The organism is Flavobacterium taihuense (assembly GCF_019351435.1).
Classification (GTDB): domain Bacteria; phylum Bacteroidota; class Bacteroidia; order Flavobacteriales; family Flavobacteriaceae; genus Flavobacterium; species Flavobacterium taihuense.
Genome location: NZ_JAHWYN010000022.1, coordinates 40943 through 54438, shown reverse-complemented (window position 1 = coordinate 54438; position 13496 = coordinate 40943). Strand labels below are relative to the sequence as shown.

General features: G+C 34.7%; 16 protein-coding genes and 1 tRNA gene. 13 read left to right on the top strand and 4 right to left on the bottom strand.

What is annotated here, in order from left to right:
• Window positions 1-17: 17 nt before the first annotated feature.
• The 3 genes from KZH69_RS18030 (at window position 18) to KZH69_RS18020 (ending at window position 758) form a co-directional block, all read left to right on the top strand.
• Window positions 18-155, top strand: coding sequence for a hypothetical protein (locus tag KZH69_RS18030; protein ID WP_219318873.1), 138 nt, complete (start codon window positions 18-20; stop codon window positions 153-155).
• A gap of 219 nt (window positions 156-374) precedes the next feature.
• Window positions 375-448, top strand: a tRNA-Asp gene (locus KZH69_RS18025).
• 67 nt (window positions 449-515) lie between these two features.
• Window positions 516-758, top strand: coding sequence for a GIY-YIG nuclease family protein (locus tag KZH69_RS18020; protein WP_219318872.1), 243 nt, complete (start codon window positions 516-518; stop codon window positions 756-758).
• Between the two features lie 156 nt (window positions 759-914).
• On the opposite strand, the gene KZH69_RS18015 is transcribed toward KZH69_RS18020, so the two are convergent.
• Together KZH69_RS18015 and KZH69_RS18010 are read right to left on the bottom strand one after the other, a co-directional pair.
• A complete protein-coding gene (locus KZH69_RS18015) occupies window positions 915-3329 on the bottom strand; it encodes a TonB-dependent receptor (protein ID WP_219318871.1) in 2415 nt (804 codons plus the stop codon).
• 151 nt (window positions 3330-3480) lie between these two features.
• Entirely contained in the window at window positions 3481-3981 is a 501-nt protein-coding gene (locus tag KZH69_RS18010; RefSeq protein WP_219318870.1) for a DUF456 domain-containing protein, read from the bottom strand.
• A 112-nt stretch (window positions 3982-4093) separates the two neighbouring features.
• Between KZH69_RS18010 and KZH69_RS18005 the strand changes: the two genes are divergently transcribed.
• The gene (locus KZH69_RS18005; protein ID WP_219318869.1) at window positions 4094-4570 is read left to right on the top strand and encodes a hypothetical protein; all 477 of its coding nucleotides are present in this window, start codon (window positions 4094-4096) and stop codon (window positions 4568-4570) included.
• Window positions 4571-4872: 302 nt separating this feature from the next.
• Here the strand turns inward: KZH69_RS18005 and KZH69_RS18000 are convergent, their stop codons facing one another.
• Together KZH69_RS18000 and KZH69_RS17995 are read right to left on the bottom strand one after the other, a co-directional pair.
• Window positions 4873-5970 (bottom strand): glycosyltransferase family 2 protein, encoded by a 1098-nt coding sequence (locus KZH69_RS18000; RefSeq protein WP_219318868.1) that lies wholly within the window; start codon window positions 5968-5970, stop codon window positions 4873-4875.
• A 2-nt stretch (window positions 5971-5972) separates the two neighbouring features.
• Window positions 5973-6941 (bottom strand): lysylphosphatidylglycerol synthase transmembrane domain-containing protein, encoded by a 969-nt coding sequence (locus tag KZH69_RS17995; RefSeq protein WP_219318867.1) that lies wholly within the window; start codon window positions 6939-6941, stop codon window positions 5973-5975.
• A 185-nt stretch (window positions 6942-7126) separates the two neighbouring features.
• Between KZH69_RS17995 and KZH69_RS17990 the strand changes: the two genes are divergently transcribed.
• The 9 genes from KZH69_RS17990 to KZH69_RS17950 all read left to right on the top strand — a co-directional run bounded on the left by KZH69_RS17990 (window position 7127) and on the right by KZH69_RS17950 (window position 13449).
• Window positions 7127-7549 carry a DUF1003 domain-containing protein gene (locus KZH69_RS17990; RefSeq protein ID WP_219318866.1) on the top strand — a complete coding sequence of 141 codons (423 nt, stop codon included), beginning with the start codon at window positions 7127-7129 and terminating at the stop codon, window positions 7547-7549.
• Between the two features lie 39 nt (window positions 7550-7588).
• Complete coding sequence (ruvC, locus tag KZH69_RS17985; protein WP_116796924.1) at window positions 7589-8143, top strand: crossover junction endodeoxyribonuclease RuvC; 555 nt, start codon at window positions 7589-7591, stop codon at window positions 8141-8143.
• A gap of 49 nt (window positions 8144-8192) precedes the next feature.
• A complete protein-coding gene (gene hemW, locus KZH69_RS17980) occupies window positions 8193-9326 on the top strand; it encodes a radical SAM family heme chaperone HemW (RefSeq protein ID WP_219318865.1) in 1134 nt (377 codons plus the stop codon).
• Window positions 9327-9414: 88 nt separating this feature from the next.
• On the top strand, window positions 9415-10182 hold the full coding sequence (locus tag KZH69_RS17975; protein WP_219318864.1) for a cyclase family protein: 768 nt from the start codon (window positions 9415-9417) through the stop codon (window positions 10180-10182).
• Window positions 10179-10577, top strand: a complete 399-nt coding sequence (locus KZH69_RS17970) for a GNAT family N-acetyltransferase (protein ID WP_219318863.1) — start codon at window positions 10179-10181, stop codon at window positions 10575-10577. The genes KZH69_RS17975 and KZH69_RS17970 overlap by 4 nt, the downstream gene beginning before the upstream one ends.
• Entirely contained in the window at window positions 10577-10927 is a 351-nt protein-coding gene (locus KZH69_RS17965; protein ID WP_219318862.1) for a DUF4260 domain-containing protein, read from the top strand. The genes KZH69_RS17970 and KZH69_RS17965 overlap by 1 nt, the downstream gene beginning before the upstream one ends.
• A 6-nt stretch (window positions 10928-10933) precedes the next feature.
• Entirely contained in the window at window positions 10934-11302 is a 369-nt protein-coding gene (locus KZH69_RS17960) for an MmcQ/YjbR family DNA-binding protein (protein ID WP_219318861.1), read from the top strand.
• A 107-nt stretch (window positions 11303-11409) separates the two neighbouring features.
• Entirely contained in the window at window positions 11410-12105 is a 696-nt protein-coding gene (locus tag KZH69_RS17955; RefSeq protein WP_219318860.1) for a PH domain-containing protein, read from the top strand.
• Between the two features lie 141 nt (window positions 12106-12246).
• Window positions 12247-13449 carry an NAD(P)/FAD-dependent oxidoreductase gene (locus KZH69_RS17950; protein ID WP_219318859.1) on the top strand — a complete coding sequence of 401 codons (1203 nt, stop codon included), beginning with the start codon at window positions 12247-12249 and terminating at the stop codon, window positions 13447-13449.
• The last annotated feature ends 47 nt before the right edge of the window (window positions 13450-13496 follow it).

The window sequence follows — 13496 nt, the reverse complement described above, 5'->3', positions numbered from 1 at the left end:
AAAAAAAGTAGTTTTTAATGAAAAATGGAGGTGGTCATTTTGCTCCGGAATTAGGTGGTCATTTTGAATTGGAATCAGGTGGTCACTTTAAATTGGAATTGGGTGGTCAATATCACTGGAATTTGCATACATTTCAATTTTTCGATTATACGTAAACGGAAATCTATTGTATATCTGCACTCGCAATAAAAAAGGGTTTGGTAGTTTAGTTGGTTAGAATACATGTCTGTCATCTCGTCTTTTGGGACGAGACGGATTCGAGTCCCGTCCAGACTTTTTTGATTTTAAAAGAGTTAGGTTTTTTTTAATTCTTGTGTTATAAAATAGTTGCGTAAACGAAAATCTATTGTATCTTTGCACTCGCAATAAAACAGGGTTTGGTAGTTCAGTTGGTTAGAATACATGCCTGTCACGCATGGGGTCGCGGGTTCGAGTCCCGTCCAGACCGCAATATTGTTTAAGCCTTTCCTTACTGGAAAGGCTTTTTTTTTGATGCATAAATTAAATATTTAGGTATGTTTTACGTTTATATTATTTATTCCAAAGATTTTGATTTGTATTATAAGGGCTTCAGTGAAAATATTGCCCAAAGATTGTTGTATCATAATGAAAATAGAAGTAAATATACTTCGAATAAAGGGATTTGGGAATTAGTATATTCAAAAGCATTTGAAACAAAGAAAGAAGCTTTAGTTGAAGAATTGCGATTAAAAAAGCTTAATAGAAAATCAATAGAATCTTTGATTCAAAATCAATAGCGTTTTTGAATATTAGCGTTGGTTAGAATACATGCCTGTCATCTCGTCTTTTGGGACTAGACGGGTTCGAGTCCTCTCGTTCCAAAACGAGACAAATATTGTTTAAAGCCTTTCTTAACTGAAAGGCTTTTTTTATGAGATAAATTTAGCTTTATTCTATTTGTTGACTCTATTTCTTTCGTCTTCAGATCCTGTTTGGCGTTCTCGTGATGATTTTAATTTACTGTTTCCAAAACTGTTTGAATAAGTAAGAATATAAGTTCTGTTACTGAAGTCGAATTTGTTATAGGTTTTTATATTTTGATCTGGTAAATCTGTTCCTCCAGTATATTTATTGGAATCAAAGAGGTCATTTATCGAAAATTTTAAGGAACCCCATTTTTCACCAAATTTCTTCTGAAATCCGATATCGGCTCCAGCTACTGCATCAAATTTTGCGGTACCAAAAAGACTCGGGCCATAATAATAGATTGTTGTTTCGTTTGAAATTGTTTTTGTTATTTTGAAGGATTGTGTTGTATTCGCCTGAAAATTTCCTAAAGCTAAGGTAACGGTATCTCCATTGTATAATCCTTTGATTTTTTGGTTGATGTAGATTACATTATTTTGCATTTTCCACCAATCATTAATTGTTATAGGTAGTCCTAATGTGATGGAGGATGATTTTGTATAATCTAAATTGGTTGCTGTGAAAATTAGCCTGCCTGTATCTTCATCGATATGTTCCTGAAAACCTGCGATAGATGATTGTTCATCGGTATATTGAAAAGAGAGTAGTATTGATTTGTAGCCAATGTCGTATTTGAACGAGTTAGAAATTGCAGGTTGTAATGCCGAATTACCCGAAAAAAAGGTAGTTGGATTTATGAAAATTACAAATGGAGCTAAATCATTAAAAGTGGGTCTGGTTATCCTTTTCGAATAAGACAAATTCATGTTTAAATTATCATTGAGTTTTCGGCTTAAAAAAATGCTTGGAAAAAAAATCCCATATTGTTTGTCTACCACTTTTCCCTGAGTATCGGTATCCAATTGAGAATCGGTATATTCATAGCGCAACCCAAATTTCAAACTTGTTTTGTCGTTTATGGTATATTCTAAAGCGGAATAGACGGCTGCAATTTTTTCGTCCAAGTTACTTTTGTCTGTCAATGTTGGGTCAGGAATCCAATTTTCGCCTTGCAGATTATCGACGTTTACATTATTGACAAAATTGGAGAAAGACCCTTTTATACCGGCATCAAATTTTATTTTTTTATTTAATTTATCACTATAATCCAGACTGATAACCCACGTTTTTATTGGAGTAATTTTGCCACTTCGCACTTTCTCGGTATACAATAAAATCTTGTTCTGATCAAAATAAGAGTTGTAATATGTATTGGGATTGTTGTCTTTGTAGTATAAATAATCGATATTGAAACTAATATATTTATCATCTGTGAAATTATGTTTTAGATTGTAGTTGGCTCCAAAATGTTTCCATTGATTTAATTCCTCATTTGAAGTTTCTGTGAAAGCAGTTGGCAAACCGTTTGTTGTGTCAAAACTATCATTATTGGCGTCCATTGTCCATTTTGTATTGTAACCATTGAAAAGAATACCTGTTACTGTTTTTTTAGACAATTGGTAATCCAATCCTATTCTGGCATTGTGGTTGTTTCTGGTTGGAAACCTGTTCGAAGTTACCGTGGTTCCCAATGTGTCATTGTTTTTTACATAAGCGCGGCTATTGTAAAATAGTTCGGTATGCTTGTCGAATAAATAGGAGTAACTTCCAAAAATATTGATTTTGTCTTTTCTGAAATTAAAAGAAATATTATCGGTACTTGAAGGTCGTTTTCCATAACCTGCCGATACCGAATAATTTCCGTTTAGGCCAGCATCTGTATTCTTTTTTAGAATAATATTTATAAATCCCGCATTGCCTTCTGCATCAAAATCGGAAGGAGGAGTTGTGATTATTTCCATCGATTTTATATTGTCTGCACTTATTCCTTCCAAAAATTGCACAAGTCCAGATTCTGGGACATAGTTTTTTCTTCCGTCAATCATTACAACCACTCCATTTTTACCAACAACGGAAATACTGTTATTTTGTTTGTTGACAGAAATGCCAGGCGAGCGTTCTAAGATATCTAAAGCCGTACCTCCAGCTGAGATAATGCTGTTTTCGACATTGATAACCATGCGGTCTACTTTCTGGGTGTATAATTGTTTGGTAGTATGTACCACGACTTCTTTTAGTTCGACTTCACTCGATAACGTAATGGTTTTTGCTGTGTAATCGCTATTTAAATCAAATGGTTGCGAATATTGAGAATCAAAGCTCGCCATGCTCGCCAGCAATAAATAATGTCCTTTTGGTATTTGGGTGAATTTATAACTTCCATTTGCATCGGTCATAACTCCTTTTACCAAAGTAGAATCGGATGGTTTCAGTAATAAAACATTTGCCGAAGGAAGCCCTTTATCTTTATCTAAAATGAAACCTTCGATCGTATAATAAGATTGACAAAAAAGAGCTTGTGAGGATAAAAACACGAATATAAAAAAGCTAAGTTTTTGCATATCAATGAATTGTTGGATTGATCTAAATTACAAAACAAACCTGCTATATTTTTTCTTTATCGTTTAACTGCTTATTTTTAATGGTTTATGGTAAACAAGAATATTTTTATAAGGAAAAAGAATAAACTTTTTATGCAACAAAAATCTAGTTTTAGAATAGTGTAGCGCTATTTTTCCACACAATCCAAAGGTACAATCCCAGATACATCATGCATACCACAAACTTCATAAAGGAGGAAGCCAGAAAGCCCAGAAGAGAACCAGTTGCTGCTTTCAGAGCACGTTGATGGTCTTTGTAATCATAAATAAGTTCGCCAACAAAAGCGCCAACAAACGGCCCAATAATAAAGCCCAACGGGATTGGTGCAAAAATCCCAACAATCAAACCGATATTCGTTCCCCAAATACCGTAGGAGCTTCCGCCAAATTTTTTAGTTCCCTTGGCAGGAATGACATAATCCAAAACCGTTAGCACAATAGTAATCAATAAGGAAACTCCCAGAATCCAATAATTGACAGGAACAGCGGTTGTAAAATACAGTAATAGAATTCCAATCCAACTGATACTTGGCCCTGGTAAAACAGGTAGAAAACTTCCAAAAATTCCGGCAATAACACAAACAAAACCCAATAGTAAAAGCAGGATATCCATAAAAATATTTTTAGTAATTTTGATGCCGAAAATACAACCTCCTAATCATACACGAATATGAGAAAATTAATTGTATTTTTATAACAAATTAGTTCCATTCAAAAAATAAACATTGAAGCAGTATTCCCTTTTTTTAGTCTTTATACTTTTCAATTCCTGTCAATATTTTGACAAGCAGGTTCCTTCCGAAAAGGAATTGTTGCAAAAGGAATTGAAGTCCATCAATTGGAAAGAGGTAGACGAATATCCTTCGGTTGTCGATTGCGATAAAATTGAGGACAAAAAACAACGACAACAATGTTTTTTTGAGGTTTTGACCCAGTTAATCCAAGAGAAGCTGTGCAACGATACCTTGGCTATGCTTTATCCTGAATTGGACACCATTGAAGTAAAAGTGACGGTTTTTCCTAATGCTACCATGAAATTCGAACCGCAGTTCCCAAAAGATTCGGTAGCTTATGATACCGTAAAAATTGACAGTATTCTCAAAGCCCGTTTGGTCGATTTTCCAAAAATCAATCCGGCAATCAAGCGTGGATTACCCGTAAAAACCCAGTTTATCCTTCCTGTAATTCTAAAAGTGGAGTAGATTTTTTAAGAGCTATTTCTAGCTATTCGTTGCAAACAAAGTTCACTGAACTCCTATAAAAATAATACTAAGTGAAGTAATCTTTATGTTTTTAAAGAAAAAACATAAAGGATTTCCACTTCACACGAGCGAAGCGAACTGGCGAAGCAATCTGGGTTAGGGCATTCGTTTTTATAACAGGATTTCATAATTTGAATTAGTTGTCTTATTTCAAGAAATTATGGGAATGAACGATACTTCACAATTAGAAATCTAAAATGCTGCGGTCTCAATTCTGAAGTCTGCCTTCTGCAATCTGAATTCTAAAACCTTCTCCCTTTCCATTCGTATTTCCCGAACAAGCAATACAAAGCAACAGCAGTACTAAAAAAAGGATACCACAAACTGCTTAATAATAAATAGCGCATTTTGCGTTTTGTCAAGAAGTTGTTGGTTTGTTTGATTAACACAACGTCGATTCCAAACTTGATTAAGAAATACAAGCCAAGAATAGGCAAAGAAATCAAGCCAAAAAAAGTGAGAACAAAAGAACAAACCAAACCAAAATTCATCATAAAGACAAGCAATCCCAATCTTTTTCCAAAATCACTTTGATAAGAAGTCGTTTTGGAAGCCCAGCGAACCCGTTGGTAAAACAACGATTTCCAATTATTTACTGGTTTTGTGGTAACAATGGTGTCTTTTGATTTTAGATAAGCTACTTTTTCAGGATGTTTGGCAATTGCCTTTTGTAACAGAAAAACATCATCACCACTGGCGATGGTTGTGTTGCCATCAAAACCTTTTAACTTTTGAAAAAAGGATTTGGTATAGGCAAAATTGGCGCCGTTGCACATAAAACCTTTTTTGATTCCAAAACTACCAATAGTTGCGCCCTGTAAACTAGCCAAATCCAATTGTTGAAAATGATGTAAAAAAGAATTATTGCAATCGTAGGTAACTGCTCCAGCAATCATCGAAACATGATGCAACTGAATGAAATTGTCCAATGCCAACAACCAATTTTTAGGTACCACACAATCGGCGTCGGTGGTGATGACCCAATCAGTTTTCACGATTTCCATCGCCGTGGTAATCGCGTCTTTCTTTGGGGAATTTGAAATCCGAAGATTATCTATAGTCGTAATCTGTATTCTGTATTCTGCAATCTGCAATCTTTCTGACGATTCATCATCAACCAAAATCACTTCAAACAAATCCGTTGGGTAATTCAATTGTGAAAAGCTTTCTAATAAAATGGGCAAATTCTTGGCTTCATTCCGGAAAGGAACAATAATAGTAAAACTAGTTTTTGGCACTAAGCTGACATATTCAAATAAATTAATTTTAGTAAAACCATAAATGAGCCAACTTATAGTCAGCACATAAACGATTACGATACCTGATAAAATCAAAACCATAGTTATTCTTTGAGGTTACTAATTTCCCCTTTAGGGGGTAGGGGGGCAAAATTCAATACGTAATAGCTCCCAATTGTCACAGGTAAGACTACATTCAGAAACCACATTAGGGTAGTGACAAAAACCACTACCCATTCGTTTACACCTAATATTCCAAAGAAATAAACCGCCACACTTCCTTTTACTGCAAAATCTAGAAACTGAAATGTAGGCAAAGAAGAAGCCAGAAAATAAACACTCGAAATGGCCGAAATTAAAATGAGATAAGGCATATCGACATCAAATGCCAGAAACAAGAAATAGTATTGATGCGAGAAAACCAAATACCGTAAAATCGCCAAATATGTATTTTTTTGATGAATCGATTTTGGGATTTCATTAATTTTATGAATCAGTTTTTCTATAGAATATCCTTTGATAGTGATTTTTTTTGCTGAAAATAAAACAGCAAATACGATTACTAGAACTCCAAAAAGCACAACTACGGTTTTGGTCGTAATCACATTGTACTGCGCATTGAAATATAACAATCCAAAAATGCCAAAAGCGACAGTCAATATCATTTGAATTCCGTTACAAATTAGGTTTAAAAAGACCACTTTCTTGGCTTCTTTTTTATCAAAATACAATGCTTTTCCGGCATATTCGCCAACGCCATTTGGGGTAAATAATCCTGCGGTTAGTCCCGCTAAAACTTGCTTGGTGGCTTCTGCCAAAGAAATAGGTTTAAGGAATAAGACCAAATATTTCCATTTCAGGATTTCAAATAAACGATTCAAGATACTCAATAGTAATATAAAACCAATTCCTAAAACTGACTGGTTTTTATGAAACAGTATCAAAAATTTTTGCCAATCCAGTTTGTCATTGTTAGCCAATTGGTTGTAAATAAAATAAAAGGCACCTCCAACAATCAAAAGTTTGACTAGAAGTACCAGGAATTGCTTAGTTTTGTGTGAAATTGAAATCATACCGCAAAGTAAAGTAAAATCGTTGTGAAAATGGTCTTTCGCAAGGATTCACAAAGAAAATAATAAGGAGCGCAAAGATTCCTTATTTTGTTAGAGAAGTCTAACTTCGCGAATAGCTGTGTCAACTTCGAGTATCTTTGTGTAACGTCTTGAATAATTTAAATAAAATTTACCCCAAAGAAAATATGGAAAATAGCAAAAATTGGCACGATAAACATAAAGAAACATTAGGCTTTGGCAGTCGCTTGGCAGACTCAGTGGCTAATGGAATGGGGTCATGGAAATTTATTATTATTCAAAGTGTTTTTGTATTAATATGGATGGGGTTAAATCTTATTGCTTTTGCCTATCATTGGGATGTTTACCCTTTTATATTGCTTAACCTTGTTTTCTCCACTCAGGCGGCTTATGCGGCACCTATTATTATGATGTCGCAAAACAGACAGAATGAAAGAGACAGAGTTCAAGCGCAATCGGATTATCAGACCAATGTAGATGCAAAGTTAGAAATTGAAGCTTTGACAATTAAGTTGGATATCATTGAAATAGAAAAATTAGATAAAATAATTGCGATGTTGGAAGAGATGAAAATGAATTCTTCTAAATAAAATCCAACATAATTCAGTACCACAGCTTAAAAATAAACTTTGATAAAAGAACGTATCATATTAGGAATAGACCCTGGAACCACGATTATGGGTTTTGGATTGATAAAAATTGTGAATAAGAAAATGGAATTTTTGCAACTCAACGAATTGCAACTGTCCAAATACGATAATCATTACCAGAAGCTAAAAATCATTTTTGAACGGACCATTGAGTTAATAGAAACACATCATCCTGATGAAATTGCGATTGAAGCTCCTTTCTTCGGGAAGAACGTACAATCGATGCTGAAATTGGGACGTGCGCAAGGCGTGGCAATGGCTGCAGGACTTTCTAGAGACATTCCCATCACGGAATACGAACCTAAAAAAATTAAAATGGCGATCACCGGAAACGGGAATGCCAGCAAAGAACAAGTGGCCAAAATGCTTCAACAATTATTAGGTTTGAAAGAGCTACCAAAAAATCTCGATTCTACTGATGGATTGGCAGCGGCTGTTTGTCACTTTTTTAATTCGGGGAAAGTGATTGGAGAAAAAAGTTATACGGGCTGGGATGCTTTTGTAAAACAGAATGAGGAACGAGTTAAAAAGTAGTTCACATTCTCAGTCTCAATGACTGAAATCGGCAACTGAAAACTAAATTATGTCAGGAATCTACATACACATACCCTTTTGCAAGCAGGCTTGTCATTACTGCGATTTTCATTTTTCGACTTCAATGAAGAAGAAAGACGAAATGGTTTTGGCTATTGCCAAAGAATTACAAATACGTAAAAAGGAGTTCGAGAATGAAGTTGTTGAAACCATTTATTTTGGAGGAGGAACGCCGAGCAGATTGCAGATTGCAGATTTGAGATTGCAGATTGATTCGATTTATAAAAATTATCAAGTTGCTAAAAATCCTGAAATCACTCTTGAAGCGAATCCTGATGATTTATCCGAAGAATATTTAATCGAACTTTCAAAAATAGGCATCAATCGACTAAGTATCGGAATTCAATCTTTTTTTGAAGACGATTTGGTGATGATGAATCGGGCGCATAATTCGGCGGAAGCCAAAAAATGTTTAGAGGAAGCTACACAATACTTTGATAATATTTCTCTCGATTTGATTTACGGAATTCCAGGAATGAGTAATGAAAGATGGAGACAGAATATCGAAACGGCCTTGTCTTTTGGAGTACCACATATTTCCAGTTATGCCCTGACTGTTGAACCCAAAACGGCTTTGAACAAACTCATTCAAACTGGAAAAATAGCCAAACCCAATGACGAATCGGCTCAGGAGCATTTTGCTATTTTGGTCGAAACATTGGAGGCAAATGATTTTATCCATTATGAATTGTCCAATTTTGGAAAAGAAAATTATTTCTCGAAGAACAATTCAGCTTATTGGTTGGGGAAAAAATATTTAGGAATTGGCTCATCAGCACATAGTTATGATGGAGTTTCTAGGAGTTGGAATGTTTCTAATAATTCTTTGTATTTAAAATCCATACAAGAAGATAAATTGCCTAATGAAATAGAGATTCTTTCCGTTGCCGACCGGTATAACGAATATATCATGACGGGTTTGCGAACGATTTGGGGTGTTTCTTTGGGTCGAATAGAAACTGAATTTGGAATTGAATATTTAGCCTATTTGAACAAGCAAGCTCAGAAATTTTTAAAGGATGATTTGCTTTCCATTGAAAACAACATCTTGAAACCAACCAAAAAGGGAAAGTTCTTGACGGATGGAATTGCAAGTGATTTGTTTTTTATAAATTTGGAATAAAATAGGTCGCAGATGAAACGGATGCAAGCAACGCTGATAGAAATCCGTAGAATCCGCGTTAGTATATCTGTAAAATCCGCGTTCAATTATGATAGCAAACATCAACAACGAATTTAAAATCGATTTATCGAAACCCATTGATATTTCGATTCCGTTAACCAATACAGACGAGAATCCGATTGCTTGGTACATCGAAAAACCAGTAATAGAACCTGTTGTTTTTGGAGATTGGACAGGAAGCATAAAAGAAGGAGCTTCCACAAATTTCAATAACATTTCCTTCAACCCGCACGGACATGGCACTCATACTGAATGTCTGGGGCATATCACTCGAGATTTTTACAGCATTAATCAATGTTTGAAACAGTTTTTCTTTTTGGCCAAACTAGTTACGATTGTACCTGAAATGCAAGGAGACGATTGGGTGATTACCAGAAATCAAGTCAAAAAAGCATTGGGCATTTCGACTTCGTTCGATATGGCTCCAGAAGCTATAATTATACGAACATTGCCCAATTTTAAAATAAAAAAATCACTGAAATATTCGAATACCAATCCGCCTTATCTGGCTGAAGATGCCGCGCTTTTTATTCGCGAAAGCGGAATCAAACATTTATTGATTGATTTACCGAGTGTGGACAAAGAACATGACGAAGGAAAATTATTGGCACATAAAGCATTTTGGAATGTAAAGGATATCAATAACTTGAATCCTGATGCGCGATTCGATTGTACGATTACCGAAATGATTTATGTTGCTGATGAAGTGGAAGACGGCAGTTATTTGTTGAATTTACAAATTGCTTCTTTCGAGAACGATGCAAGTCCTAGTAAACCAATTTTATACACAATATGATTACAGTTTCAACAGATAAACAAAAGTTGGATGTTCCTTTTATTCAACATTTTTTAAAGGATATTTATTGGGCAGCTGGAAGAACAATCGAAGATGTGCAAACCTCAATAGATCATTCTTTTTGTTTTGGAATTTATTTAAATGACCAACAAATTGGCTTTGCCAGAGTAATTACCGATTATGTGGTTTTTGCCTACTTAATGGATGTTTTTATAATTGATGAGCATAGAGGAAAAGGATATTCTTCAGTTTTGATAAAGGCCATGATGGAAGAACCAATTTTGCAAAACATTAAAATATGGCGGTTGGCGACCAAAGATGCTCATTTTTTGTATGAGAAATTTGGCTTTAGCGCCTTGGCACAACCAGAATGGATGATGGAAAAAAAAGTATGATGAAAACAGTTATTAAACTCGAAGAATTAGGATTATTTATACTCGGTATTTATTTTTTCAGTCAATTGAACTATGCGTGGTGGTGGTTTTTGGTGCTAATTTTTGTTCCCGATTTCTCTATGATTGGATATCTGTTTGGAGACAAAGGCGGCTCTTTTTGCTATAATGTAGTACATCATAGGGGTATTGCGATTGCGGTATATTTGCTTGGGATATACTGTTCAAATTCAGCAATTCAACTTTCAGGAGTAATTTTATTTGCCCATTCGTCCATGGATAGAATGTTTGGTTATGGACTAAAATATGAATCGGGTTTTAAGTTTACCCACTTGGGAGAAATCGGAAAATAATAAAATATGAACCTAGAAACTTATTATGAATATTGCCTTTCTAAAAAAGGAGTTACGGAACATTTTCCATTCGATGAAGACACTTTAGTTTTTAAAGTTGGCGGAAAAATTTTCGCTTTGTCTTCTTTATTGCAATGGGAAAAAGGAAATCCTTCAGTAAATCTCAAATGCGATCCAGAACGGGCACAAGAGCTAAGAGCCGAATACGATGCAATACAACCCGGTTTTCATATGAATAAAGTACATTGGAATACAATTGCCGTGAATAATGATGTTCCCGATGTTTTATTTAAAGAATTGATTGATCATTCGTATGACTTGGTTTTTAAAAGTTTAGCCAAGAAAATTCAAATGGAAATTATTGACCAGAGCTAAAGAATTTACCGAACAGGCGAAGCAATTAGAAAAATAGGCATTACTTTTGTAAAACAATTAAAAAACATAGCAAATCAGTTACTTAGCAACTCAGCAACTTTATAAAAATGAAAGAACAAATTAAAAAGTTTTTAAACGAAGAACAAGATCCGAAAGCAATTGAGAAAGTTACTTCAAAACTGCAGGATATTTTAATGAAAAACGAGGAAATTGGGTATATCGCAGTACAAAAAAAGCCTGCATTGACCGTTCTTCCAGACAGTATTGTAATGACCAATAAAAGAATTATCATTTGTCAGCCTAAAAATTTGGGTTTGTCAATGAATTTTATTGATTATACTTGGGATGATATCGAAGGGACTTTTGTCAAAGAAAATATTCTGGGATCTGAGTTTTCATTTTCTACCAAAACAGATTTACAGGTTTCTATTGATTATATTCCAAAAATCCAAGCGCGCAAAATATTTACATATGCCAAAGAACAGTTGGATATTTTAAAAAATGGCACAGCTTCCAATGTCATAAACGAAGAAATCGCTCCATCATTAATTCAAGAATCAGAATTAATTGAAGAAATGGAGACCGAAGAAGTAACTGATTTTGCCGAAATAATGCCCGTCGTTTCTAATTATTCAGAACCTATTGCGGATAATTCAACTGCTTCAACGGAGAAAAGAACGAGTGAATTGACACAAGACGAACTTTTTGCTAAGCTTCAAAACTATAAAAAATTGCTTGATAATGGTTTGATTTTGCAAGGCGAATACGATGCATTCAAGAAAGAGATTTTGAGTTATATGTAGTTCAATTATAACTTCAAAAATTACACAAAACGAAACCCGACAAATTAATTGATTTGTCGGGTTTTTTTTATGGCTTGTGTGACAATAGTTACTGTTTGTCTATTTTTACTAAGTTACCTTTATACTATAAAATTCAAAGTTATGACAACGACAGTAGTAGTAGGAGGAAGCTTTGCTGGGATGACAGCAGCACTCGAAATTAAAAGAAAAGGCAAAGAGGAACACAAAGTTGTTTTGATAGATAAATCGCCTTTGTTTCTATTTATTCCATCACTTATTTGGGTTCCTTTTGGTAGAAGGGAAATCAAGGATATTTCTTTTAAAAAAGAAGAAGTTTTAAGAAAAAAAGGTGTTGATTTTGTTCTTGCCGAAGCTTTAAAAGTTGATACTACAGCTCAAATTGTATATACGACTAAGGGCGAATTTAAATATGATAATTTAGTAGTTGCCACCGGACCAAAAGTAAAATATGACATTGCTCCCGGTGTGGAAGAATTTGCTCACTATGTTGGGACACCAAATGGGGCAATGAAAATTCGTACCGCTCTGGAAGAATTCAAAAAAAATCCAGGTCCGATTGTTATTGGAGCAACTCAAAATGCGGGTTGTATGGGGGCGGCTTATGAGTTTTTATTCAATATTGAAAAATGGTTGCGTGAACAAAACATTCGTAAAAAAGTAGATTTGTACTGGATTACTCCCGAGGATTATTTGGGACATTTTGGAATAGGTGGAATGCCAATGGGAGAAACCATGCTCAAAACTTTCATGAAAATGTTCAACATTCATTATCGAACAGAAGTCGGGGTTAAAGAAGTCTTTGCGGATAAAGTTGAATTGTCTACCGGTGAAATTTTACCGAGCAGTTTTACCATGTTGATGCCACCTTTTGTTGGGGTTGAGTTTGTCACCAATTCACCCGATCTTAGAGCTACACCAACAGGATATATTCCAATCGGGGACGATTATAGACACCAGAATCTTCCAAATGTTTGGGCTGCCGGAATTGCAGTTGATGTGAAGTTGCCTTTTACACCAAAAAGTATTCCATTTGGTTCTCCAAAAACGGGTTATCCATCTGATGAAACAGGAAAAATTGTTGCCGAAAATATTATTAGAGTGGCCAAAGGAAAAACAGATTTAGTTAAAAAAGCGTGGGGAAGAATCCCCGGACTTTGTATAATGGATGCCGGAAAAAAAGAAGTGCTCATTTTATCCAGTTCCTTGTTTAAACCACGTTCGTTTGCCATTATGATTCCTAATGTTTTATATGATTTTAATAAAGTAATACTCGAAAAGTATTTTCTTTGGAAAACCAGAAAAGGGTTTGCTTTCTTGCCTTGATTTGATGTTAATTTTGAATTGGAAAAACCTTTCAGCAGTGTTCCTGA

What these genes read in the sequence shown, in the direction of transcription:
- KZH69_RS18030 (WP_219318873.1), top strand. Translation starts at nt 18, where the DNA reads ATGAAAAATGGAGGTGGTCATTTTGCTCCGGAATTAGGTGGTCATTTT.
- KZH69_RS18020 (WP_219318872.1), top strand. Translation starts at nt 516, where the DNA reads ATGTTTTACGTTTATATTATTTATTCCAAAGATTTTGATTTGTATTAT.
- KZH69_RS18015 (WP_219318871.1), bottom strand. Translation starts at nt 3,329, where the DNA reads ATGCAAAAACTTAGCTTTTTTATATTCGTGTTTTTATCCTCACAAGCT.
- KZH69_RS18010 (WP_219318870.1), bottom strand. Translation starts at nt 3,981, where the DNA reads ATGGATATCCTGCTTTTACTATTGGGTTTTGTTTGTGTTATTGCCGGA.
- KZH69_RS18000 (WP_219318868.1), bottom strand. Translation starts at nt 5,970, where the DNA reads ATGGTTTTGATTTTATCAGGTATCGTAATCGTTTATGTGCTGACTATA.
- KZH69_RS17995 (WP_219318867.1), bottom strand. Translation starts at nt 6,941, where the DNA reads ATGATTTCAATTTCACACAAAACTAAGCAATTCCTGGTACTTCTAGTC.
- KZH69_RS17990 (WP_219318866.1), top strand. Translation starts at nt 7,127, where the DNA reads ATGGAAAATAGCAAAAATTGGCACGATAAACATAAAGAAACATTAGGC.
- hemW (WP_219318865.1), top strand. Translation starts at nt 8,193, where the DNA reads ATGTCAGGAATCTACATACACATACCCTTTTGCAAGCAGGCTTGTCAT.
- KZH69_RS17975 (WP_219318864.1), top strand. Translation starts at nt 9,415, where the DNA reads ATGATAGCAAACATCAACAACGAATTTAAAATCGATTTATCGAAACCC.
- KZH69_RS17970 (WP_219318863.1), top strand. Translation starts at nt 10,179, where the DNA reads ATGATTACAGTTTCAACAGATAAACAAAAGTTGGATGTTCCTTTTATT.
- KZH69_RS17965 (WP_219318862.1), top strand. Translation starts at nt 10,577, where the DNA reads ATGAAAACAGTTATTAAACTCGAAGAATTAGGATTATTTATACTCGGT.
- KZH69_RS17960 (WP_219318861.1), top strand. Translation starts at nt 10,934, where the DNA reads ATGAACCTAGAAACTTATTATGAATATTGCCTTTCTAAAAAAGGAGTT.
- KZH69_RS17955 (WP_219318860.1), top strand. Translation starts at nt 11,410, where the DNA reads ATGAAAGAACAAATTAAAAAGTTTTTAAACGAAGAACAAGATCCGAAA.
- KZH69_RS17950 (WP_219318859.1), top strand. Translation starts at nt 12,247, where the DNA reads ATGACAACGACAGTAGTAGTAGGAGGAAGCTTTGCTGGGATGACAGCA.